The sequence below is a fragment of the Bacillus sp. FSL K6-2819 genome (genome assembly GCF_038008305.1).
In the GTDB taxonomy this organism is placed as follows: Bacteria; Bacillota; Bacilli; order Bacillales; family Bacillaceae; genus Bacillus; species Bacillus amyloliquefaciens.
Window position 1 is genome coordinate 3,907,926 of the sequence record NZ_JBBOYV010000001.1, and the last position, 21,417, is coordinate 3,929,342.

Below are 21,417 nucleotides of genomic sequence, written 5' to 3' on the forward strand. Positions count from 1 at the left end.
TTTTCTAAATATACCCATTTTCAACTGAACGTGCTGTGACCCGCGTTCAGTTCTTTTTTGTGAGCTGCTGAAAAATGGCATAAAAAAAGCGCCCTGGAAAAGGACGTTTGAGGATAGGATTTAAATTCTGCATTCTAATATAATTCTTCCTTCACATTCACCTTCAATTTCATTCAATACAATGATCACATCAGCTGTTTTCATGTTTTTTCACCCCCTTTTATTCATAATATTAACAAATAAATCAATAAAAAACAGCCCGGATTTCCGGGCTGCTTTTTTATTTCTGCAATCGATCCGCTTCTGTCAGTTTGACTTCCGCTGTTTTTTTCTTTCCTGAACGGTAGAACGTGATCTTGACACGGTCGCCGATCTTTTTGCGATACAGACGCTCACGGAGATCGACAATGTCATTGACCTTATGTCCGTCGAATCCGGTGATCACGTCGAGCTTTTTCAAGCCTGCTTTTCCAGCCGGTGAAAACGCGTCGACACCCATAATGACCGCTCCGGTTTTAACACCCTTCGGAAGTTTGAGCGTCTGGCTCCAATGGTAGCTCGCAATATCCGTTAAAGATTTCATCTCAATACCGAGGAAAGGCCGTCTGACTTCTCCGTATTTTTCTAAATCCTGAATAACGGGAATGACAAGCTTTGACGGGATGGACAGGCCGATTCCTTCAACGGCGGATTCAGCAATCTTCATTGAGTTGATGCCGACCACCTTGCCCGATATATCCATCAAAGCGCCGCCGCTGTTGCCGGGATTAATCGCGGCGTCGGTCTGCAGCACTTCCGCATTCCAATCAGGCTGTCCGTCGCCGTTTGAGTCAACGGGAACCGCCCTTTCCGTTCCTGAAATGATCCCTTGTGTCACCGATCCCGCAAATTCAAGTCCGAGCGGGTTTCCGATCGCAATGACCGGCTCGCCAACTTTCACTTGATCAGAATTGCCGAATTGGGCGACCGATTTGATTTTATCAGTCTTCACCTTCAACACGGCAAGATCCATCAGACGGTCGCTCCCGATCAGCTCGGCAGGCACGCGCGAGTCATCTTTCAGGCTGATCTCAATTTCAGTCGCACCTTCAATGACATGGTGATTGGTTACGATATAAGAAGTGTTTCCGTTCTTTTTGTAAATGACGCCGGACCCGCTTCCCGCTTCGCCGCCCTCTCCCCAAATATCGGTCTTTTGGATATTGAGAACGCCGACTACCGAATCCGATACACGGCTGACCATATTCGTGACAGCATCATTGATATTTACGTTGACTGTTTTCACCTGTTCGCTGCCGATGCGCTGATTGGCGCTTTTGCTGCTTTCTCCATGGTCTCCGCCTGTCCAGTACGGCAGCAGTAAACCCATGAGCGCGGCCCCGACGATGACACCGATCAGACTTGAAAGGAAGTATCCTCTCTTGCTGCGGCAGGGCTGCTCGGGGGCGTACTGTTCATCATCGCGATTATAATCCACCCTATCTCAAATCCTTTCAAGAGAACTTAATTTGCTTATAGTGTGGGTTAGATCGCGGATTAATAATCATGATTCATTTGGAAAAATTACACGGCGCACAGAGGCGTCGGGATTTTCGGATCGGTATCAAATAATTGAAACGTTTCCCCCGCGACAAATCCTTTTGCAGCCAATGTCTGCTGCACGGACATTCTCGCCAGTTCCTTCATATTGTTGTCTTGGCTCAGATGCGCCAAGTAGATGCGTGATGTGCCGTCGCCGATGACATCAGTCATGGCGAGCGCCGCGTCTTCATTTGAGACGTGGCCGACATCGCTTAAAATCCGCCGTTTAATGCTCCATGGGTATCTGCCCATTTGCAGCATGCCGACGTCATGGTTGCTTTCAAACACAAACACATTGGCCGAACGGATAATGCCCTTCATTCTGTCGCTCACATAACCGGTGTCCGTCATCAGCGCGAGCTTTCTGCCTTGGTAGTGGAAAACATAGAACATCGGCTCGGCCGCGTCATGAGAGACGCCGAATGACTCAACATCAAGCCCGCCGAAGGATTTCACGCTTTCCATCGGGAACAAAAACTTTTGTCCGGTGTCCAGCTTGCCGATCTGATTCTCCATCGCTTTCCACGTCTTTTCATTGGCGTATACCGGAAGACCGTACTTTCTCGCAATGACGCCGAGCCCTTTAATATGGTCGCTGTGCTCATGAGTGACAAAGATGCCGTCCACGTCGTCTATCTTACGGCCGATTTGCTCCATCAGCCCGTCCATCGCTTTTCCGCTCAGGCCGGCATCCACCAGAAAGGAGTGCTCCTCTGTCTCCAGATAAAACGCGTTTCCGGTACTCCCGCTCGCAAGCACGCTAAATTGCAAGCCCATTTGTGTCTCACTCCATTATTTATTTTGATTGTTATCAATGACTGTGCTTTCTAATGCATTCACAGTGTACGTCTGCTGTGTCTTTTTCTTAGGCCCTTTTGACTTATCTTCAATTGTAATTCTCCATACCGGCGCCAGCACCTGCGTACTTGTCAGCGGGTATTGGGCGATATAGCCGAACTTGACGCTTTTGACGGCGCAATTCGCTTTTAAGTAATTTTGAGAATACAATAATTCGACCGCATCCAGCTCTGGAATCAGGCTTTCCGTCTGGATTCGCTTGAATGACTCCAGCATGGTCTGCTCGTAAGATACGACCTGATTTTTATCGTTCAGATGCAGAATGACCTGTCCGATCGCGTCAGAGGACGAGTCAAAATCCTGATAAATAAACTGTCCGTCATACGTCTGGTAAAAAATGATCTGTTTTTTATCCTTATCGACTTTCCACAGTTTATATTTTTCTCCGCCGGTTATTTTGGAGCTGACGAGCGATTCCGCATCATCCTGCGGCTTTTGCTTCGATAAACCGACCGGATCGGAAAACTTCATTCTCAGCGTCGTGACCTTGTGATCATCCGTCGGCATCTCCATTAACGGCTTCTGATCCTTCAAGGCTTCAATATCTTCCGCGGTAAATACCTTTTGGCCCGCCGTCAGCCTGTAGCCCGTCTCGGAATCAGAAGACAGGTTCCCGAATGTGATATGATCCATCTCCATGTCTTTTTCCACATTTGAATTTTTAATCACTTCGTATTCGCTGCTTGAACGTTTTTCAAAAAACTGATAGCCGAGAAAAATATCAAGGATGAGGAAGGCAATGATGAAGATCGTTTTTGTCTTATTCCACTCCATTATCGTCCTCCTCCTTCCCCAGCAGATCTTTCGTAATCGGAACGATTTTCCCGTTGATTTTCATACTCCAGACGGGTTCCAGCTCAACAAGATCATTCGTTGACGAAGATACCATTTGATAGGACAGGAAGATCTGGTCGATTTTGTTCACATCGTATTTATCCTGCTGCTCCAGCAGCGACACAACCTCACTGCCGCTCATCATTTTTACGTCTTTTGTTTTAATCGGATTCGGCCCGAGAACATAGTTCGGCCGCTTATAGCTGAGAACCTCGTCATTGGCCCATTGCAGGGTCATAACAGGCCCGGCTCCGAAAGGCTTAGACGTGCTGTTGATGACAGGCATTTGATCTTTAAACATGTAGAAACTCAGCTGCTGGTTATCACTCACATTGAAAAATTGATAATGATCCGTCCAGCTCCCCGTATCCTCTAAATATTTATAGCTTTTCTTAATCAGCTCTCCCGTTTGATAAGAAGCGCTTTGCGCCAGGTTCCGGTGCTGGAATTGAATCTGCCGCTGCGTCGAATTGATTTCCAGACGGCTGATTCCGTCAGTCAGCACATTCCGATTGTAATTCGGATCCTCTCTGACCGTGCTCGGATCATTAAAGAGCGTCTGCTTAAACAGATTCGTCTTAATGGTTTCAGTAATAAATTCTTTTTCCTTCATATTAAACCGCGAATTCGGCATGAGAAATTCTTTGCTTTTTCCGACCGAATAGAGGTGGTATAACGGCATACTCGATTTTTTGCTGTACAGCTCATTCATCAGGTTGCGGTAATTCGCCGATTCCACAGTCACTTCCAGAATCAGCTGTTTGCTGTATGAGACCATGTAAATCTTCTTATTCGCTTTATTCTCATTAAACGGAATGACAATATGGTCAAATGAGCTGTATTCCATTGACTGATTCGACCATTTAAACATCGATTGGAAGAAATCAATCGGAATGGTGTCATTGAATTGCAGATCGAGCTTTGCCGAATTTCCGTTTCTGCCGTAAAGCCAATTTTTAAAACCGAGCTTGTCGTATTGATCGGAAATATCTTTCATCCCTTTTACTTCCCATTGCGGCAAATCCGCCCACAGGTCATTAAAGAGCGTCTCATCATCCACTTTGTAATGAGAGCCGTTTGTATGAATAAACATATCCCGGGGTTTTACCGTTTGCGACATTTTTTGGCTCGTTTTATCAATTTTATGCTTTTCCCGGACAGTCGATTTGGTTGAGGCCGTGCCTTCTGAAAAATTGGGCTGGAACGTCCAAATTCCCCATGTTAAAACAAGACTAATGACGACTAGCACCGACAGTATGACTGTTTTTATATTTTCACGCCTCATCCCAATCATCCTCTTGCTCTTCTTTATATGGAAGAGTAAATGTAATCTTCGTTCCTTTGCCTTCTACACTGTCGGCCCAAATGTCACCGCCGTGCGCCTGAACCATCTCTTTTGCAATCGCAAGGCCGAGCCCGGTGCCGCCGAGTTTTCTCGTGCGCGCTTTATCCACTCTGTAGAAACGGTCAAAGACTTTTTCCACATCTTTTTTCGGAATGCCGATACCTTCATCTTTTACACTGATGTAGAGCAGCTCTTCTTTCTCATTCACATCGACTGAGAAGGTGACATGTCCGCCTTCCGGTGAGTACTTCAATGCGTTAGAAATGATATTATCGAGAACCTGCGTCACTTTATCCTGATCAATCTCCACGTACAGATTTCTGTCCGGCAGCTCGCGGATAAATTCGACATGCTGTTCCTTTGTCATTTCAAAACGGTCAATAATCAGAGACATAAAGCGGATCATATGAATCCACTCTCGATTAAACTGATAATCTTTGCTGTCGAATTTAGAAAGCTGAAGCAGATCATTCACCAATCTGATCATGCGCTCAGTTTCATTTTGGGTCACCATTAAGAAACGCGGAGCGATCTCTTTATTTTCCCACGCGCCCTCTGCAAGCGCCTCTAAATAGCTTCGCATTGTCGTCAGCGGTGTTCTCAGCTCATGAGACACATTGGCAACAAATTCTCTGCGCTCCCGATCGAGTTTTTCCTGTTCGGTGACATCATAAAGAACCGCGATTAAACCATCAATTTTTCCGTGCTCTCTCTGAATAACGGAAAAATTCACCCGCAGTACAGTCGTTTCATCGTCACGATCGATCTCCAGCAGCATGGAATCCTGCTGTTCTACTAAATCCTCAAAAGTAAAGTTCTCTTTTATGCCCAATAAAGATGTAATCGGCATCTCTAAAGCCGTTTCACGTGAAACATTCAACAGCTCAAGCGCAGGGCTGTTTAAAAGAATAATAGCTCCGTTGCGATTCGTAGCGATGACTCCGTCCGTCATATACGCGATAACAGAAGAAAGCTTCCTTCTCTCCCCTTCCGTCATGGCTTGGGCATCTTCAAGCTCTCTCGTCAGATGGTTGAAGGTCGTTGCGAGCTGACCGATTTCATCATGCCCGTATTTTCGAACCTTTCTGGAGAAATTCCCTTTTGCCAGTTCCATCGCCTGCTTACGCATATCCGAGAGCGGATGGGTAATGGTCCGGGCGAGAAATATACCGAGAAGAGCCGTCAGAACAAGGGCTAAGCCCGTTCCGGAAGCAAGAATCGAGTTGACGGTTTTCATCTGGTTAAAGGTATCTTCCATACTGGCCACCACATAAATCGCGCCGACAACTTCCTGATTCTCCGTGACGACCGGTTTTGCCGAAATCAGCACTCTGTTTTTACTTTTAGGATCATAATATTTTTTTGAATAGGCCTGTTTTGTAGAGAAAATCCGTTTGAAAATCGGGTCAGTCGTCTGTTTCCCCGCTATTTCCTCGCCATAAGGCCTCGAAGAACCGATGACCTCATAGCTTTTATCAACAAAAGTAATTTCCCGTATTTCATTATTTTTCGTAAAATCATTCAAAATACGTTTGACGTCATCCTTAATGACGGTGCTGTCATTGTCCCCTTTATATTCCTGTTCAATATAATAGGAAAGGTTGTCAATCCGCTGATTTAACGATAGTTCATAGGACTTGAGGAGAGAATTCTCCACCTGTTTCACAAAGTACACGCCGATAATCTGCATGGCAATGATGATGAGAAGCACATAGATCAGCGTAATCTTAAACTGAATCGACCGAAAAAAACCAACCTTATTCATCGCCGGTTAGTCCTGTTCAGGGTTTCTCAAGTAATAACCGACGCCCCGTCTTGTGACGATCCAATTCGGATGGCTCGGATTATCCTCGATTTTCTCACGGAGGCGGCGCACTGTTACATCCACCGTTCTCACGTCACCGAAATAGTCATAGCCCCACACCGTCTGCAGCAAATGCTCACGCGTCATGACCTGTCCGATATGTTTGGCCAAGTAATGCAGCAATTCAAATTCACGATGGGTCAGCTCGATCGTTTCTTCTCTTTTTGATACGACATATGCGTCAGGGAAAATGACGAGAGACCCGATATGAATGTCATTTGAAGCTGATTCTTCCTCAGCCGGCGCAACCGTAAGCTGGCGGCGCAGATTCGCTTTGACGCGGGCCAGAAGCTCACGCGTGCTGAAAGGCTTAGTGACATAGTCATCCGCTCCGATTTCAAGCCCGATGACCTTGTCAATCTCAGAGTCTTTAGCCGTCAGCATAATAATCGGCATATCATATTTTTTCCGGACTTCCCGGCACACTTCAACTCCGTCTTTATTCGGAAGCATAATATCTAATAGAATTAAATCAGGCTGAAGCTCCTCCACCATTTCCACGGCTTCATTTCCGTCGTACGCACAGTGCACGTCATAGCCTTCTTTTCTTAAATTAAACTCTAATATATCTGCAATCGGTTTTTCATCATCGACTACAAGGATTTTCTTATCCATCATCTTGATTTTCCTCCTGCCAGAATGACTTCATTTTATCTATTGATGTTTTATGATAATCACAATTCGGAACGTGAAAAACGTTCCCCGTCTATTATAACGGTTTCAGGTCAAAAGATAAAAAAATTAAAGAGAACAGCGCAAAAACGTATTGAACTGCCATCCTTTTGTCATGTTTTTTATTTTCTTTTAAAAAATAATATTTTTTTGAAACCTCACGAAAAAAATCGCCGTCTACTGTTTGACGTCTTCTTCTGGGCCGGCTGAAAAGCCGGCTCTCCCTTTTTTGATAACAAAGAAAAAAACGCACCTACTATTGCAGATGCGTTTGGGTAAGTGGCTCGGGACGGAATCGAACCGCCGACACACGGATTTTCAGTCCGTTGCTCTACCAACTGAGCTACCGAGCCAGATGTTTCTTTTCTATACTATAAAGTAAAGTAAAATGGCGGTCCGGACGGGACTCGAACCCGCGACCTCCTGCGTGACAGGCAGGCATTCTAACCAACTGAACTACCGGACCTTACAGTAATTTGTCCGGAGAACCGTATCGTGGCGGCTCTCCGAGGACAAATAAGGAGTTAGCAATAACGCTAAAGTAAATCAATGACCCGTACGGGATTCGAACCCGTGTTACCGCCGTGAAAGGGCGGTGTCTTAACCGCTTGACCAACGGGCCATAAAAAGTGGTGAGCCATGAAGGACTCGAACCTTCGACCCTCTGATTAAAAGTCAGATGCTCTACCAACTGAGCTAATGGCTCTTGATGTGTCGGATTATGTATCATAGAGCATTCAGACAAAAGCTTTCTTGCAGTACTCTATTGAAGCTGTTCCGTAACAACGAGATTTATAATATCATAGAACATTCGAAAGTGGCAACTACTTTTTTGAAAAAAATCTATTATTTTTTTCCCACATACAAAAACAAGCCTCCGGTCACGGAGGCTTGTCTGCTGCAAATCCTTAGTTAGCGCGGTATACACTGCGGATGACGTTCGTTTGTGAACGGTCAGGACCGACAGAGAAAATAGAAAGCGGAATACCTGTCAGCTGAGACACGCGTTCCAGATAGTGGCGCGCATTTTCAGGAAGATCGCTTAATGTTTTTGCGCCTGTGATATCTTCCGTCCAGCCAGGCATTTCTTCATACACCGGTTCACACTCTGCAAGAGCTTTCAGACTTGCCGGGAATTCTTCAATCACTTCACCTTTGTAGCGGTAAGCGACACAGATTTTCAAGGTCTCAATGCCTGTCAGCACATCGATTGAGTTCAGAGAAAGATCTGTGATTCCGCTGACGCGGCGGGCATGGCGGACAACAACGCTGTCAAACCAGCCGACACGGCGCGGGCGGCCTGTCGTTGTGCCGTATTCGCGTCCGACTTCACGGATTTGATCTCCGATTTCATCTTTCAGCTCAGTCGGGAAAGGACCGTCACCGACACGGGTTGTGTACGCTTTAGATACACCGACGACGTGCTGGATTTTTGTCGGGCCTACGCCTGAACCGATCGTCACCCCTCCGGCGACCGGGTTGGATGAAGTAACAAACGGGTATGTTCCTTGGTCGATATCAAGCATGACCCCTTGAGCGCCTTCAAATAAGACACGGCGGCCTTCATCCAGCGCGTCATTCAGGACGACGGATGTATCGCATACATACTTTTTAATCTGCTGGCCGTATTCATAATACTCATCCAGAATATCTTCAATTTTGAAGCCTTCCGTTTCATACATTTTTTCAAGCAGACGGTTTTTCTCTTCTAGGTTCCGTTCAAGCTTTTCTACAAACACGTCTCGATCTAACAGGTCTGCGATCCGGATGCCGATCCGTGCCGCTTTGTCCATATAAGCAGGTCCGATTCCTTTTTTCGTTGTGCCGATCTTGTTGGCCCCTTTGCGTTCTTCCTCTACTTCATCCAGTTTCAGATGGTACGGGAGAATCACATGAGCTCTGTTGCTGATTTTCAAGTTATCCGTGCTCACATTGCGTTCATGAAGATACGCAAGCTCCGTTACGAGCGCTTTCGGATCAACAACCATTCCGTTCCCGATGACACACGCTTTTTCTTTATAAAAAATTCCTGACGGGATTAAATGAAGCTTGTACGTGACTCCATCAAACTTGATGGTATGTCCTGCATTGTTTCCGCCTTGATAACGTGCGATCACTTCTGCATTTTCTGACAGGAAATCTGTAATTTTACCTTTTCCTTCATCGCCCCACTGCGTACCTACTACGACTACTGAAGACATATATCCGTGCACCTCCGTTAACCTTTCAAAACGATATCTCATTCAAACAAATTAAGTGTATCAGTGCCGATGCAGAAAGTCAATCGTAAATCCGAACATTAAAATCTTATCATTCTATATTTGTTCGCCTTAATCTCAATTAAAAGCGTTTTCTCTTTCATTTGTTATCTATTACTCACGAAACTTTCACGCTTTAATAAGAAAAAGAACCCATAATCCGGGTTCTTCGGACAGCCGCTTATATTCCGCTTGTATTCATCAGGACGATCCGCCAGCCGTCAGGATCTTCGATGGTCACGCCTTTTTCACCCCAATACGGGTTTTCGGGTTCTTTTTCTTCATATCCCATTTGCTTTAATTTCGTGCTGATGCGGATGACCTCCTGCTGATCCGGGATGTAGAAGACAAGCTGGCTGTCGCCGTGCGGAACGGGCGCCGGCTGAGATGCGCCGGTTTCTTCAGTGAATTCTAAGTGATATTGGGTATGGGGCAGGCCGAACATGACGCCGCTGTAGCCCTCATGGCCGGAAAAGCTGCCGACCCTTTTCAGTCCGAGGCCTTCTTCATAAAACCTGATGATTTCTTTGAGCTGTCCGGTCGGCCGGGCGATCCGGATTTGCGCCGCTTGAAATTGCGGAAATTCAATTGTCATCATCATTCCCCCCTTGATGCCATTATATAAAAGCGCTTTCCTTTTTTCGTCTGCCGAACGGTTGTCATTCTCTCGTTCTTTCGGATGAAAAAAAGCCTCAAGACATCGCTTGAGGCTTTACGCACCTGCCGGAACACCGCCGTCATCAAAGCGCCTTTCCAGGTTTACGAACTTATTGTATTCTTTCACAAAAGCCAATGAAACGGTTCCCACCGGGCCGTTACGCTGTTTGGCAATAATGATTTCGATGATGTTTTTGTTTTCGGATTCTTTATCATAGTAATCATCACGATACAGGAAGGCGACGATGTCGGCATCCTGCTCAATACTTCCTGACTCACGGATATCTGACATCATCGGACGTTTATCCTGCCGCTGCTCAACACCCCGGGAGAGCTGAGACAGAGCGATGACCGGAACTTCAAGCTCCCGTGCCAGCGCTTTTAGCGCCCGTGAAATTTCCGATACCTCTTGCTGGCGGTTGTCGCTTGAACGGCCGCTTCCTTGAATGAGCTGTAAGTAGTCAATTAAAATCATGCCCAAGCCGTTCTCCTGCTTCAGCCTGCGGCATTTTGAACGGATTTCGCTGACACGGATGCCGGGGGTGTCATCTATAAAGATACCGCTGTTTGACAGGCTTCCCATCGCCATCGTCAGCTTACCCCAATCCTCTTCCGTCAGATTTCCCGTTCTGAGATTTTGGGCGTTAATATTCCCTTCGGCGCAGAGCATACGCATGACAAGCTGCTCGGCACCCATCTCGAGACTGAATATCGCGACGCTCTCATCCGTTTTGGTGGCCACGTTTTGCGCAATATTTAAGGCAAACGCCGTTTTCCCCACGGACGGACGGGCTGCGACAATGATCAAATCATTCCGCTGAAAGCCCGCCGTCATCCGGTCAAGCTCGATAAAACCAGTCGGAATCCCGGTAATATCGCCTTTCCGGTTGTGAAGCTGCTCAATGTTGTCATATGTTTGCACGAGCACGTCTTTAATATTTTGGAAGGCGCCCGAATTCTTTCGCTGCGCGACCTCCATAATCGTTTTTTCCGCATCGCTTAATAAATCTTCAACTTCATCCTCGCGTGTATACCCGTCTTGGGCGATCGTGGTCGCCGTTCTGATTAAACGGCGGAGAATCGATTTTTCCTCAACGATTTTCGCGTAATATTCTATATTAGCCGCTGTCGGAACGGAATTCGCGATGTCCGTCAGATACGAGACGCCTCCCACCTCTTCTAACAGGTCGGTATTCGCAAGCTCTGACGTTACCGTGATCAAATCAACCGGTTCGCCGCGATCTCCGAGCACGAGCATGGCATTATAAATTTTTTGATGTGACATTCTGTAGAAATCATCCGGAATCAACACTTCAGAAGCCAGTGTCAACGCAGACGGCTGTAAAAAAACAGCACCTAACACGGCCTGCTCAGCTTCTATGTTTTGCGGCGGCAGCCGATCATTCAGAAGGTCTGTCATGCTAAGCACCGTCCTCTCCTTAAAAAATATCCAAACTCCATTTTACCATTTCTCATGAAAAAGAATAGAAAAATATCGCTTTCCCTGTATTTGTCAGACTATGGATATGTGTTTCACCGTTCCGAATGCTGGGAAACATATAAATAAATCGATACCAGGAGGGAAAAAAGATGAAAACATATGCGGTAACACCAAGTGTTGATGCGGACGGATGGTTTGTGAAGGTGGAAAATGTGGCGCCGACGGCTCTTTATACCTCAAAGGACGCGGCGATTGAAAAGGCGGAGCAGACGGCTAAAGAGAACAGCCCGGCTAAGCTTGTCATTTATGATCAGCACAAAAACATTGAAGAAGAACGAACCTTTTGAGAAAAGCCTTCGCCCGTGCGAGGGCTTTTCTCATTCAATGAAGCGAATACGCAGCACCGTCTGCGCCATGAGATCGGCCGTTTTTTGATACAGATCCCATTCTTCACAGGCGGCAAATACTTTCATCATTTCCTGCAAGGTCTGTTTCAGCAAGATAAATTCGTCAATTGTCCGCAGTTCTGCGGCTTTTTTCTGATAATCAGCCAGCTTCAGCTGTAATAACATTAATGGCGATTGCATAAAAAACCTCCCCCATTCTGTTATAACGCCCGGCTTTTCAAACCTCCATTTCTTTGTCATATCCTCTTACGATCGATTTTTGATTTTAGTACAATAAAGAAACGGAAGGAGTGATAACATGAAACCGCTGCAAATTTCCGCCGAAACGGCACAAAAGCTTGCAGAATCACTGAACATGCCGCTTGAGAGAATCATGCACATGCCTCAGCACATTCTGCTTGCCAAATTAGCTGAAGTCCAAAAAGAGAACGATCACAAATAAAGGCTGCTCTCTCATATATATGTGCGGGAGGCGGAAGCGATGGCTTTCCGCCTCTTTTTTTATGGAGAAAATTCCGGTGAGACATTCGTTATCGTTTATTCATATACGCTGAGGGAAAAGTGAAGTGCTTCTTATTATCCGGAAACAATTCAGGCAAAAGCTTGTCTCTTCGATTAAAAAGAACGGTACCAAAAATCTCAGCTGACCAATACTGCAGCACCGGAAAAGAGGCCGGATATCGAACGCCGGCCTTTTATCTGCTCTTGAAACACCTGTCATGCCTGCGCCTATAATATGGAACCTTTTATAAAAATGATTGATAAATACTGTCTATTTTTGAAACCATGATGTCCTGACGCAGATGCTGACTGGCATAAGATTTTGCTTCTTTTCCGAGCCGTTCTCTGAGAGACTGATCCGTAATCAATGACACGAGGGCAGCAGCAAGCTCGCGGCTATTGCCGGGCTGACAGATAAGCCCTGTTTTCTCATGCCGGATCATTTCAGGAATTCCTCCGCATTCAGAGGTGATAATGGCTTTACCGGAAAACATAGCTTCGATGACCGCTATGGGGAAATTATCATTCAATGTGGGCAGCACAAAAATAGACGATTCAGCCAAAAGATCCGGCACATCACGTCGTTTTCCGAGGAAGAACACATTTGAAAGACCCAATTTCCGTCTCTTCTCTTCCAGAAACCCCCGCATTTTCCCGTCTCCGATTATCCAAATTTCGGCTCCCGATAAATGCTGCCGAATTTGCGCGAGGGCATCCAGCAGCACACCATGCCCTTTTCGCTCGGTCAGACGTGAAACACACACAATCACGAGCTTTTCAGTACGTTTCGGCTTGGGTGCATCCTGGACGTGAATGCCGGTATAAACAGTCGTCAGCTGTGTTTCCTTCGCGCCGTACTCCAGTAAAGGCGCGTGAAAGGAGTCACTGATGGTAATGATTTTATCCGAAGCCCGAATGCCCTGTTTTTCTATTTCAGTGAAGTATGCCTCTTCAATTGAACCCTTTTGGATTTTATGAAACTTCATCCGGCTTTTCGTAAAATGTCCGTGAGGCGTGAAGAAAAGAGGACGCCGATATGTTCGATTAAGGTATCCCAGCAAAAATACCGCAAATAAATCCTGCGCGTGAAACAGATCATATTGTTCTAAATCTTTTTCCTTCAAAAATCTTTGAAAGACATGTAAATAGCTGAGATTCTTCACAAGCTTTTCGTTTGCGGCGCCGTATCTGCCGAGAAGAAACGCTCTGACTTCATCAGCGGCCCGCGGGATATCTTCCTGAAAAAATGAAGGCGGCATTTGGAGCGGCGAGATGACATCCGCATGATGACCGATGCGCTCAAAACCTGTCTTAACGGACGTGATATAACTCGCCAATCCTCCGACATTCGGGTAACGGAGAAAGGTTGCGTACAAAATGCGCAATGGCTTCTTTCTTTTGGGGGAGCTTTTTCCTTCCGAACAAAATGAACGCAGCATCCCTTGCTCACTTTGAGGTTCGATTCCGTAAAATTGATCCATGACGCGCAACAAGGCAAGAGGCACCATCTCTTCTCTCAAATCCGCTCCCCCCTCTCAAACCTATAAACCTAATTCCCGCCCCCATTGTGACACTTTGTCTACATGATACGGGAGCAGCTCTCCTCCCCGATTGTCGAAGATTCTCCGCAATTGGGTATGAAGCCCTTTCTCAAGTGTCCTCTGCAAATAAGACATTTTATAAAGCGTCATAGGTGGGGTCTGAAAATGAATGCCCCGCTTTTTCATTTCTTTCGTATACACTTTTACGCAATACGTCCGAATGTCTTCCGCGTGCGGGCTCCAATCTTTTCTGAAGCCAAGCAGAATTTCAACCAGCACCGTCATATCAAACCAAACCGGCGCGTATTTTGCTGATTCCCAATCGATGAATTGAATATCCCACGGTTCATGGCCGGACGCATCGTGGGTGCAAATATTCTGCATATGAAGGTCGCCATGTGTAATGGCTGAGCCGTTTTGCATCAATTCAGGGAAAAAATCCGGCCCTTTTCGCTCCAGCAGGTTTGCGATTTGCCGGTAATGAGGCTTTACGATATCCTTTGTTCGATCATCTTTGAGGGCCCGATCCAGTAATTCCGCTGTCTTTTTGATCTGCTTTTTACGCCCCTTCCTCATGGTTTCCGATTCATATACCGGCAGCCATGACCGCCATTTCCCGTCAGAAATTTTCTTGTTTTCAAAGGTGCGGCTGTGCAGTTCAGCAACAGACGGAATAATATACCGAAAATGCTTAGGATGAAATGTAAGCTGTCCCCTGATCTGGCTGACAAACTCCATAAATATCCACGTTTCCCGGCCGTTTTCTTCTATAAGATATATGTCCGGCATCAAATCCCCTAAGACGGCACGGGCTTTACTGTACATATTAATCTCGGCCTTGTTTTTGTCACGGGAGGATTTATACACCTTCAAAATCAGCGGGACGGTGCCGGATTTCTTTTTCACAAGCAGTTTATAAATGGCGCTTCTGTCTGTTGTTTTCAGGCATGTGATGTCATCCGGGTTCACAGCCGCCTTTTCGCCAAATGAATGCGACAGTTTTTCGTCAATTCTCAGTTTCTGAAATGCTTCATACAAAATATCCTTTTCAGACATGCTGATCTTCCTTCCGCTTCCGTTTCCAGCTGTTTTTGAGATGGGACCAAGTGTTTCTGATAAACGGCATTGGGTCATTCCAAGCAAAAAGAGCATACTCCTTTTTTCCTTTACACCCTTTCCAAAAATCCCGGAACGTCATTTCTCCTCTTTTTCGTTTCTTCAAAAACGTTAAGAAGTAACGCACTTCATAAATCCAATTGATTCCCTCTTTTTGCTCGAGCTGAGGCTTCACATGCTGTCCGGTCAAATACAGATAGTACATGTAAACAAAATGAACGCCTGCCGGTTCTGTCAGACTATGGCTGAGCCAAAAGCGCGGATTAATTTCTATGAATTTGTAAACATTGTCCCGGGGGTCCTTTTTAAATTCCGCCATGCCTACTCCTTTCAGCTGAATCGCTTCAAAAAACGGCAGGGTCTTCTCAATTAATTCAGGAATCCGTTTGCTCACGACATGAGCCCCCGCGCCAAAATCAGCAGGGAATTGATGGTTTTTTTGCAGAGAAAATAAGCCCATTAATTTCATTTGGTCATCATAAAAAGTGGCGACTTTATAAAAACACTGATTGTCTCCGGGAATGATTTCCTGCACGAGCAGTTTTCCATTTTCTCTGTAGGAGCTGAACTCCTTGCGCAATTGTGCCTCATCCTTCATCACAATTGCTTTCTTGTTTACTTTTTTCCTGTATTCATGGCCGGACACCGGTTTTAAAATACACGGAAACTCAATATTGGCGATGGCCTCTTCCAATTCATCCTGATTGTTCGGAAAAAAGGTTTTCGGGCAGGGGATGTTATGCTTCACCGCCAGTTCATATGCTTTGCTTTTATCTAAAACCGTTTCTAACAGAGAGTGGCTCGGGAGCAAAAATAAAAAAAAACCGGCTAATGTTTTGCGGAATTTAGATATAAATCCCGCATAATCATCAGATCCTGCGTACAGAACCGGTTTTGCTTGAAATCGCTTCCCGAAATCAGTCAGAAATGTCAGAAGTTCTTCCTCTTGTGTTAAAGGACTGGGACATATCCCGCAATCTGCTAATCTTGATTTTCCGATACGATAAGGTCCCTCCGTGTCAAACGCGTAAACATCTATTCCTCTTCGGGCCAGGCTTCGAATCATCCCGATCCCGTTTGCACTGAAATCAAGTACAACGGCCGCATGTTCATGTTTCATGATTTCCCTCCGAGCTTGATGGTATTTTGATAAATGGATTCGATATTTTTTATCATCGTCTCACTGCTTAAATATTTCTCTGCGTAGGCCTTTGCATTTAAAGCAGCTCTCTGCCGCGCAGGTTTGTTAGAGATAAAAAACGCTAATGCCCGGGCAAGATCCTTTGCATTGCCCGGTTCGACAATAAGCCCCGTTTTGTTATGACGGATCAGATCCGGGATGCCTCCGCAATCGGTCGCGATGATAGCCGAGCCGCTGAACATCGCTTCAATAATAGAAATGGGCAGACTATCATTAATGGTCGGCAGTACGAATATGTCCGTCTCTTCCAAAATAGCGGCAACATCATCTCTTTTTCCTAAAAAGGAGACCATTGATAGTTTCAGTTTTCGAGCCTGTTCCTCCAGAGCGCTCCTTCTCTCTCCGTCGCCCACGATCGGCACTTCTACATGATCAAGTACATCAGACGGAATTCGAGAAAGTGCGTCAAGCAAATGATTATGCCCTTTTCTCGGGCCTAATCTCGCAATACATGAGATGATGATTTTATTTTTCGGTAACGGCGTTTTCTTTTTCAAGCCTGTTTTTGCATCGTAATCGATTCCTGTGACCACCGTTGTCATGTCTTCCTGTACGGCTCCAAGCTTCATCAGCGGGCTGCGAAACGTATCGCTTATAATAATCAGGCGATCTGCGTATTCAATGGCTTTCATCTCTAGTTTTTTGTAATAAGCCTCTTCTACCGAGCCTTTTTTAAATATGTGAAACTTAAGTCTGTTGAAAGTAAACATGCCATGCGGTGTAAACAATAAAGGTTTTTTATAGATACGATTGAATCTGCCTAATATATTGGCTGTAAATAAATCCTGAGCATGAAACACATCATATTTTCCCAGATTCATCTTTTGAAGCATTTGCTCATATATGAACATCAGCCGATTATTTCTCAAAATATGATCGTTATAATCCCCGTATCTGTCTCTAAAGAAATCTTTTAATAACGGAACAACAGCGGTCCGCAGTTTTTTTACTTTTGCGGAAGGAAACTGATTGGGGGATATGACATCCACCTTATGGCCTCTCTTTTTCAGTCCCTCACTAAGTGTTTTAATATAGTTGGATAAACCGCCGGTGTGCGGGTAGTCCCAAAATGTGGCAATCAGAATGGATAATTTCTTTTTTTTCCTGTATACTCGCGGAATACGATGTGACTGTTTCATCTGGGTCTTGATTGCTGTCTTTTTTTGCGGGCGTGTTTTGACCCCGTAGTACTGATCAAGCGTCTGGACCATATATGGATATGGGATGGTAAACATCTCGTTCATTTCCAGATCCTCCGCACGACTTCAAATGCCTCGGCGTATTCTACGCCTGCTGTCATCCCTCTGACTCTTCCTAAATGTTTAACACCTTCATATGAACGGGGATGAGGAAAATCCCTCATTTCTACGTCATAGTGGTGAAGCGCCGCAAGTTTGGCGTCCATCGTCTCTGTGATATCAACGAAGTAATTGGGCTTGAAGAGTTTATCGGCCGTATTCCTCTCCCACTCGCTTGAAGACAGCGTTTCAAACGTAAGCAGTTCAATAGGCTTTTGATTCGGAAGAGGTCTGGCGGCTGTCAAAACTGCTTGGAATGTTCTCTGGTGATCCATATTGATATCACCGTAATGATGAGTAAAGATTTTATCAGGCTGATAGACGCGAATGAGCTGTTCTAATTCTTTGACAAGCTTATGAAGAGGGATACATTCAAGTTCTAAATTCGTATGCTCTAAAAAGATGACTTTCTCAATTCCGAGCTCTTGATTCGCCTGTTCGCCTAATTGCTTAATATGATGCGCTTCTTCTTTTCTGCCTAATGCCGTAATAATGGAAATCACTTTATATCCTTCATTGATCAGCCGTTTTATGGTGCCTGCTGACCCCAATAGTTCATCATCAGGATGAGCACCGATGACCATAATGTATTCTTCCATTTTTTCCACACTCCACCAAACAAATGTTACAAATATCATATGACGACCCCAAAAAAAGGAAACTTACATGTGCGGATTTTCAGAAACTTGCATGTGCAGCTGCCATTCCAGGTAACGTGACGGATCTAATTTTTTCACAGTGTTCAAAAACTCAGCCGCCAAGCCGTATTTTTCCAACCCTTTTAACAGTTTTACGGGCACTCGGGCATCGGAGGAAAAGGCTCTTTTATGGTCGATGACTTTAAGTTCACCGTGTTCGTTGATCAAAATGTGCCTGATTTCGGCATCCCATCTGGTAAAACCGAGATCCTTTAATTCATCCAGCATATTTAAAACAGCGGCTGTCAGTTCTGCGGATAGAGATTTTTCTGTTTTGATATGGCTGGCAAGGGAGGTGCCTTGGACATATTCCATCACAATATAATGATCTCCGTATTCATGCAGCCTTGGAATCACCGGTGAAACTTGTCCGATCTGAAAAGCGGCCAATTCCTTCTTGCATGTCTCTTCTTCAAAAAAATATTTTATGCATTGGTTAGGTGTTAAGAGGTAGACTTCCCCGTCTTTTCCCTTGCCGATCAGCGGATAGTCCTCCAGCACCTTTTTATTCTCAGGGTTTTGAAAGAAGTTTTCAGAAAAAAATCGCTTCATACCGACACATCCTTCGTTATGATGTAATATAATATGCAATTTGATAACCTTCGGAAATGAAACATTCTTATCATTTTCTTGCGATGCGCCTCTGAAGACATAAAAAAACCCGCCGGATCGGCGGGTTTTTCATTTGATATTACGCTTCTTCTTTTACGTGAACCTTCAGCACGGCCTGAACCTCAGGATGCAGCTTTACAGGCACATTTGTATATCCCAGTGTACGGATACCGTCTTGGAGCTCCAGTTTCCGTTTATCCACTTTAATTTTATGCGTTTTTTGCAGCGCTTCTGCAATCTGTTTGCTTGTGACAGATCCGAATAGGCGGCCGCCTTCACCGGATTTGGCACTCAGCTCAACAGTCAGCTGTTCAAGCGTTTCTTTTAAGTCCTTCGCTCTTTCAAGCTCAGCAATCGCTTCTTTTTTCTCTTTTTCTTTCTGTCCTTTCAATACGCTCATGTTTGTCGCATTTGCTTCGACAGCGAGGCCTTTTTTAATGAGAAAGTTATGTGCATAACCGTCTGCTACGTTTTTCATTTCCCCTTTTTTTCCTTTACCTTTTACATCTTGTAAGAAAATAACCTTCATCTCTGAACGCCTCCCTCAAAATATTCATCAATGGCTTCCTTCAGCCGGACAAGCGCTTCGGAAACAGAAATGCCCGATAACTGGGTCGCCGCATTGGTTAAATGCCCTCCGCCGTCCAGCGCCTCCATAATAATCTGCACATTGACCTCGCCAAGCGATCTCGCACTGATGCACACCGTATGTTCATCCCGTCTGGCTACGGCAAATGAAGCTTCCACTTCACTCATCGATAAGAGGGAATCGGCCGCCTGCGCAATCAGCACCTGGTCAAAGTACTCCTCTTCATTCTCAGGAAGAGAAGCAATCGCGATATTTTCTTTATATAGAGATGTATGCTGGATCAGCTTCGCCCGCTTGATATAAGAACCGACCGATTCTTTGAGGACTTTCTGCACCAGAACCGTATCTGCGCCTTTCGCTCTCAAATAAGAAGCGGCGTCGAACGTCCGCGAGCCCGTGCGAAGGGAAAAGCTCTTCGTATCCACTATTATACCAGCTAACAAGGCCGTCGCTTCAATCATATTGATTTTGAGCCGCTTCGGCTGGTACTCAAGCAGCTCCGTCACGAGTTCCGCGGTGGATGAAGCGTATGGCTCCATATAAACGAGCAGCGGATCTTTAATAAATTCCTCGCCTCTTCGGTGGTGGTCAATCACAACGATGTGCTCGATTTTGTTCACGAGACGCTCTTCCATCACAAAGGACGGTTTATGTGTATCCACCACGACAAGCAGCGTGTCATCATTTGAAATTTCCATCGCTTCTTCCGGCGTGATAAACCGCGACCACAGCTCTTCGTATTTTTTAATTTCTTCAATCAGGCGCTGAACACTTGATCCGATCTGGTTCGGATCAATGACGATGTAGCCTTCCTTGCCGTTGGCCTGCGCCACCTTCAATATTCCGATTGCGGCTCCGACTGCGTCCATGTCAGGAAACTTATGCCCCATGATAATGACATTGCTGCTTTCTGAGACAATTTCCTTGAGCGCGTGGGAAATCACCCGGGCACGCACCCTTGTGCGCTTCTCCATCGGATTCGTTTTGCCGCCGTAAAATTTCACCTTGCCGTTCGGCATTTTGATCGCCACTTGGTCGCCTCCGCGGCCAAGAGCCAAATCGAGACTGGACTGCGCCAGATCTCCAAGCTCCTTCAAGGAAGAAACCGATGCGCCGATGCCGATGCTGAGGGTCAAAGATACAGTGTGAACGGATGTTTTTTCACGGATTTCATCCAAAATCGAAAACTTCGCGTTTTCAAGCTCCGTTAATATGTGTTCATTTAACACTGCGATAAACCGCTCCGAGGACGTCCGCTTCAGGAAAATGCCGTACTCCTGCGCCCATGCATTTAATAATGAGGTGACCTGGCTGTTCATCGTGCTTCTCGTTTGGTCATCCAGCCCCTGTGTGACATCATCGTAATTATCTAAAAAGACATATGCCAGCACGGTTCTCTCATTTTCGTACTGCTTTTCAATCTGAATCTGTTCTGTCACATCAAAGAAATAAAGCAAGCGCTCATCTCTTTTAATCACCACTTTAAATTTCCGCTCATTCAAGGTGATCGTTTCCGAATCGACCTCCTGCTTGATCAGCGGCACGACGGCCTCACATGTGTCATACAGCGAGCGCCCGACGAGCGTGCTTTCATTAAAGCAGGAAGACAAAAACGGATTCGCCCACTCAATGTAATATTGATCATTAAACAGCATAATCCCGATAGGCATTTCCATTAATGCCTCTTCGCCTACTTTTTTCAATCTATACGATAACGTGGAGATATAATCGTCAATTTCTCTTCTGATCAGAGAATCCGCACGCTTAATGAAAAACAAGATCACGGCGAGCAGCACAACGCCGACGGCTCCTATCACCCAGTTAAAGTAGATGCTGATGAGGATTATGATGATTGATAATGCAATCAATGCATAGATGGGATACCGAAACAACGGTTTTTCATAAAAACTAGGCATTTCTATCAACTCCCCACCTGTAAGTCAC

20 protein-coding genes and 4 tRNA genes are annotated in these 21,417 nt (G+C 45.5%); 2 read left to right on the top strand and 22 right to left on the bottom strand.

From position 1 onward, the window contains the following. Window positions 1-280: 280 nt before the first annotated feature. The 13 genes from MHH91_RS20330 to dnaB all read right to left on the bottom strand — a co-directional run bounded on the left by MHH91_RS20330 (window position 281) and on the right by dnaB (window position 11,489). Window positions 281-1,477, bottom strand: coding sequence for a S1C family serine protease (locus tag MHH91_RS20330; RefSeq protein WP_014472400.1), 1,197 nt, complete (start codon window positions 1,475-1,477; stop codon window positions 281-283). 86 nt (window positions 1,478-1,563) lie between these two features. After that, window positions 1,564-2,358, bottom strand: coding sequence for an MBL fold metallo-hydrolase (locus MHH91_RS20335; RefSeq protein WP_013354215.1), 795 nt, complete (start codon window positions 2,356-2,358; stop codon window positions 1,564-1,566). Between the two features lie 15 nt (window positions 2,359-2,373). Continuing rightward, window positions 2,374-3,213 carry a two-component system regulatory protein YycI gene (locus tag MHH91_RS20340; RefSeq protein WP_014472401.1) on the bottom strand — a complete coding sequence of 280 codons (840 nt, stop codon included), beginning with the start codon at window positions 3,211-3,213 and terminating at the stop codon, window positions 2,374-2,376. Further along, complete coding sequence (gene yycH / locus MHH91_RS20345) at window positions 3,200-4,558, bottom strand: two-component system activity regulator YycH (protein ID WP_014471294.1); 1,359 nt, start codon at window positions 4,556-4,558, stop codon at window positions 3,200-3,202. The genes MHH91_RS20340 and yycH overlap by 14 nt, the downstream gene beginning before the upstream one ends. Continuing rightward, window positions 4,548-6,383 carry a cell wall metabolism sensor histidine kinase WalK gene (gene walK / locus MHH91_RS20350; RefSeq protein WP_014471295.1) on the bottom strand — a complete coding sequence of 612 codons (1,836 nt, stop codon included), beginning with the start codon at window positions 6,381-6,383 and terminating at the stop codon, window positions 4,548-4,550. The genes yycH and walK overlap by 11 nt, the downstream gene beginning before the upstream one ends. A 6-nt stretch (window positions 6,384-6,389) precedes the next feature. Beyond that, on the bottom strand, window positions 6,390-7,097 hold the full coding sequence (walR, locus tag MHH91_RS20355) for a cell wall metabolism DNA-binding response regulator WalR (RefSeq protein ID WP_004393104.1): 708 nt from the start codon (window positions 7,095-7,097) through the stop codon (window positions 6,390-6,392). Window positions 7,098-7,434: 337 nt separating this feature from the next. Beyond that, window positions 7,435-7,507: transfer RNA gene (locus MHH91_RS20360), tRNA-Phe, on the bottom strand. A gap of 36 nt (window positions 7,508-7,543) precedes the next feature. Then, window positions 7,544-7,620 (bottom strand) — tRNA-Asp (locus MHH91_RS20365). Window positions 7,621-7,704: 84 nt separating this feature from the next. Then, window positions 7,705-7,776, bottom strand: a tRNA-Glu gene (locus MHH91_RS20370). A gap of 8 nt (window positions 7,777-7,784) precedes the next feature. Further along, a tRNA-Lys gene (locus MHH91_RS20375) sits at window positions 7,785-7,860 on the bottom strand. A 202-nt stretch (window positions 7,861-8,062) separates the two neighbouring features. Continuing rightward, window positions 8,063-9,355, bottom strand: a complete 1,293-nt coding sequence (purA, locus tag MHH91_RS20380) for an adenylosuccinate synthase (RefSeq protein WP_014472403.1) — start codon at window positions 9,353-9,355, stop codon at window positions 8,063-8,065. 238 nt (window positions 9,356-9,593) lie between these two features. Next, the gene (locus MHH91_RS20385) at window positions 9,594-10,007 is read right to left on the bottom strand and encodes a VOC family protein (protein WP_041915594.1); all 414 of its coding nucleotides are present in this window, start codon (window positions 10,005-10,007) and stop codon (window positions 9,594-9,596) included. Window positions 10,008-10,124: 117 nt separating this feature from the next. Continuing rightward, window positions 10,125-11,489 (bottom strand): replicative DNA helicase, encoded by a 1,365-nt coding sequence (gene dnaB, locus MHH91_RS20390; protein ID WP_014471300.1) that lies wholly within the window; start codon window positions 11,487-11,489, stop codon window positions 10,125-10,127. A 170-nt stretch (window positions 11,490-11,659) separates the two neighbouring features. Between dnaB and MHH91_RS20395 the strand changes: the two genes are divergently transcribed. After that, window positions 11,660-11,857 (top strand): DUF2188 domain-containing protein, encoded by a 198-nt coding sequence (locus MHH91_RS20395; protein ID WP_014471301.1) that lies wholly within the window; start codon window positions 11,660-11,662, stop codon window positions 11,855-11,857. 30 nt (window positions 11,858-11,887) lie between these two features. On the opposite strand, the gene MHH91_RS20400 is transcribed toward MHH91_RS20395, so the two are convergent. Further along, window positions 11,888-12,097, bottom strand: coding sequence for a hypothetical protein (locus MHH91_RS20400; RefSeq protein ID WP_014472406.1), 210 nt, complete (start codon window positions 12,095-12,097; stop codon window positions 11,888-11,890). Window positions 12,098-12,215: 118 nt separating this feature from the next. Between MHH91_RS20400 and MHH91_RS20405 the strand changes: the two genes are divergently transcribed. Beyond that, window positions 12,216-12,359 (top strand): YycC family protein, encoded by a 144-nt coding sequence (locus MHH91_RS20405; RefSeq protein ID WP_007407902.1) that lies wholly within the window; start codon window positions 12,216-12,218, stop codon window positions 12,357-12,359. Between the two features lie 304 nt (window positions 12,360-12,663). On the opposite strand, the gene MHH91_RS20410 is transcribed toward MHH91_RS20405, so the two are convergent. The 8 genes from MHH91_RS20410 to MHH91_RS20445 all read right to left on the bottom strand — a co-directional run bounded on the left by MHH91_RS20410 (window position 12,664) and on the right by MHH91_RS20445 (window position 21,389). Beyond that, the gene (locus MHH91_RS20410) at window positions 12,664-13,926 is read right to left on the bottom strand and encodes a glycosyltransferase family 4 protein (RefSeq protein ID WP_088030706.1); all 1,263 of its coding nucleotides are present in this window, start codon (window positions 13,924-13,926) and stop codon (window positions 12,664-12,666) included. A 33-nt stretch (window positions 13,927-13,959) separates the two neighbouring features. Continuing rightward, window positions 13,960-15,015 carry a phosphotransferase gene (locus tag MHH91_RS20415; RefSeq protein WP_014471303.1) on the bottom strand — a complete coding sequence of 352 codons (1,056 nt, stop codon included), beginning with the start codon at window positions 15,013-15,015 and terminating at the stop codon, window positions 13,960-13,962. Continuing rightward, window positions 15,008-16,195 carry a carboxylate--amine ligase gene (locus MHH91_RS20420; protein WP_014472408.1) on the bottom strand — a complete coding sequence of 396 codons (1,188 nt, stop codon included), beginning with the start codon at window positions 16,193-16,195 and terminating at the stop codon, window positions 15,008-15,010. The genes MHH91_RS20415 and MHH91_RS20420 overlap by 8 nt, the downstream gene beginning before the upstream one ends. Beyond that, a complete protein-coding gene (locus MHH91_RS20425) occupies window positions 16,192-17,520 on the bottom strand; it encodes a glycosyltransferase family 4 protein (protein WP_014472409.1) in 1,329 nt (442 codons plus the stop codon). Before MHH91_RS20425 ends, MHH91_RS20420 begins: the two co-directional genes overlap by 4 nt. Next, window positions 17,517-18,173: a PIG-L deacetylase family protein gene (locus MHH91_RS20430; protein WP_014471306.1), complete on the bottom strand. Its 657-nt coding sequence runs from the start codon at window positions 18,171-18,173 to the stop codon at window positions 17,517-17,519. The genes MHH91_RS20425 and MHH91_RS20430 overlap by 4 nt, the downstream gene beginning before the upstream one ends. Before the next feature lie 63 nt (window positions 18,174-18,236). Beyond that, the gene (locus MHH91_RS20435) at window positions 18,237-18,824 is read right to left on the bottom strand and encodes a kinase (protein ID WP_014471307.1); all 588 of its coding nucleotides are present in this window, start codon (window positions 18,822-18,824) and stop codon (window positions 18,237-18,239) included. 139 nt (window positions 18,825-18,963) lie between these two features. Next, window positions 18,964-19,413, bottom strand: a complete 450-nt coding sequence (rplI, locus tag MHH91_RS20440) for a 50S ribosomal protein L9 (protein ID WP_014471308.1) — start codon at window positions 19,411-19,413, stop codon at window positions 18,964-18,966. After that, the gene (locus MHH91_RS20445) at window positions 19,410-21,389 is read right to left on the bottom strand and encodes a DHH family phosphoesterase (RefSeq protein WP_014471309.1); all 1,980 of its coding nucleotides are present in this window, start codon (window positions 21,387-21,389) and stop codon (window positions 19,410-19,412) included. Before MHH91_RS20445 ends, rplI begins: the two co-directional genes overlap by 4 nt. Window positions 21,390-21,417 lie beyond the last annotated feature (28 nt).

Excerpts from the sequence above, each read along its gene's own strand:
- MHH91_RS20335 (WP_013354215.1), bottom strand. The coding sequence starts at position 2,358 with ATGGGCTTGCAATTTAGCGTGCTTGCGAGCGGGAGTACCGGAAACGCG.
- MHH91_RS20340 (WP_014472401.1), bottom strand. The coding sequence starts at position 3,213 with ATGGAGTGGAATAAGACAAAAACGATCTTCATCATTGCCTTCCTCATC.
- yycH (WP_014471294.1), bottom strand. The coding sequence starts at position 4,558 with ATGAGGCGTGAAAATATAAAAACAGTCATACTGTCGGTGCTAGTCGTC.
- walK (WP_014471295.1), bottom strand. The coding sequence starts at position 6,383 with ATGAATAAGGTTGGTTTTTTTCGGTCGATTCAGTTTAAGATTACGCTG.
- walR (WP_004393104.1), bottom strand. The coding sequence starts at position 7,097 with ATGGATAAGAAAATCCTTGTAGTCGATGATGAAAAACCGATTGCAGAT.
- purA (WP_014472403.1), bottom strand. The coding sequence starts at position 9,355 with ATGTCTTCAGTAGTCGTAGTAGGTACGCAGTGGGGCGATGAAGGAAAA.
- MHH91_RS20385 (WP_041915594.1), bottom strand. The coding sequence starts at position 10,007 with ATGACAATTGAATTTCCGCAATTTCAAGCGGCGCAAATCCGGATCGCC.
- dnaB (WP_014471300.1), bottom strand. The coding sequence starts at position 11,489 with ATGACAGACCTTCTGAATGATCGGCTGCCGCCGCAAAACATAGAAGCT.
- MHH91_RS20395 (WP_014471301.1), top strand. The coding sequence starts at position 11,660 with ATGAAAACATATGCGGTAACACCAAGTGTTGATGCGGACGGATGGTTT.
- MHH91_RS20400 (WP_014472406.1), bottom strand. The coding sequence starts at position 12,097 with ATGCAATCGCCATTAATGTTATTACAGCTGAAGCTGGCTGATTATCAG.
- MHH91_RS20405 (WP_007407902.1), top strand. The coding sequence starts at position 12,216 with ATGAAACCGCTGCAAATTTCCGCCGAAACGGCACAAAAGCTTGCAGAA.
- MHH91_RS20410 (WP_088030706.1), bottom strand. The coding sequence starts at position 13,926 with ATGGTGCCTCTTGCCTTGTTGCGCGTCATGGATCAATTTTACGGAATC.
- MHH91_RS20415 (WP_014471303.1), bottom strand. The coding sequence starts at position 15,015 with ATGTCTGAAAAGGATATTTTGTATGAAGCATTTCAGAAACTGAGAATT.
- MHH91_RS20420 (WP_014472408.1), bottom strand. The coding sequence starts at position 16,195 with ATGAAACATGAACATGCGGCCGTTGTACTTGATTTCAGTGCAAACGGG.
- MHH91_RS20425 (WP_014472409.1), bottom strand. The coding sequence starts at position 17,520 with ATGAACGAGATGTTTACCATCCCATATCCATATATGGTCCAGACGCTT.
- MHH91_RS20430 (WP_014471306.1), bottom strand. The coding sequence starts at position 18,173 with ATGGAAGAATACATTATGGTCATCGGTGCTCATCCTGATGATGAACTA.
- MHH91_RS20435 (WP_014471307.1), bottom strand. The coding sequence starts at position 18,824 with ATGAAGCGATTTTTTTCTGAAAACTTCTTTCAAAACCCTGAGAATAAA.
- rplI (WP_014471308.1), bottom strand. The coding sequence starts at position 19,413 with ATGAAGGTTATTTTCTTACAAGATGTAAAAGGTAAAGGAAAAAAAGGG.
- MHH91_RS20445 (WP_014471309.1), bottom strand. The coding sequence starts at position 21,389 with ATGCCTAGTTTTTATGAAAAACCGTTGTTTCGGTATCCCATCTATGCA.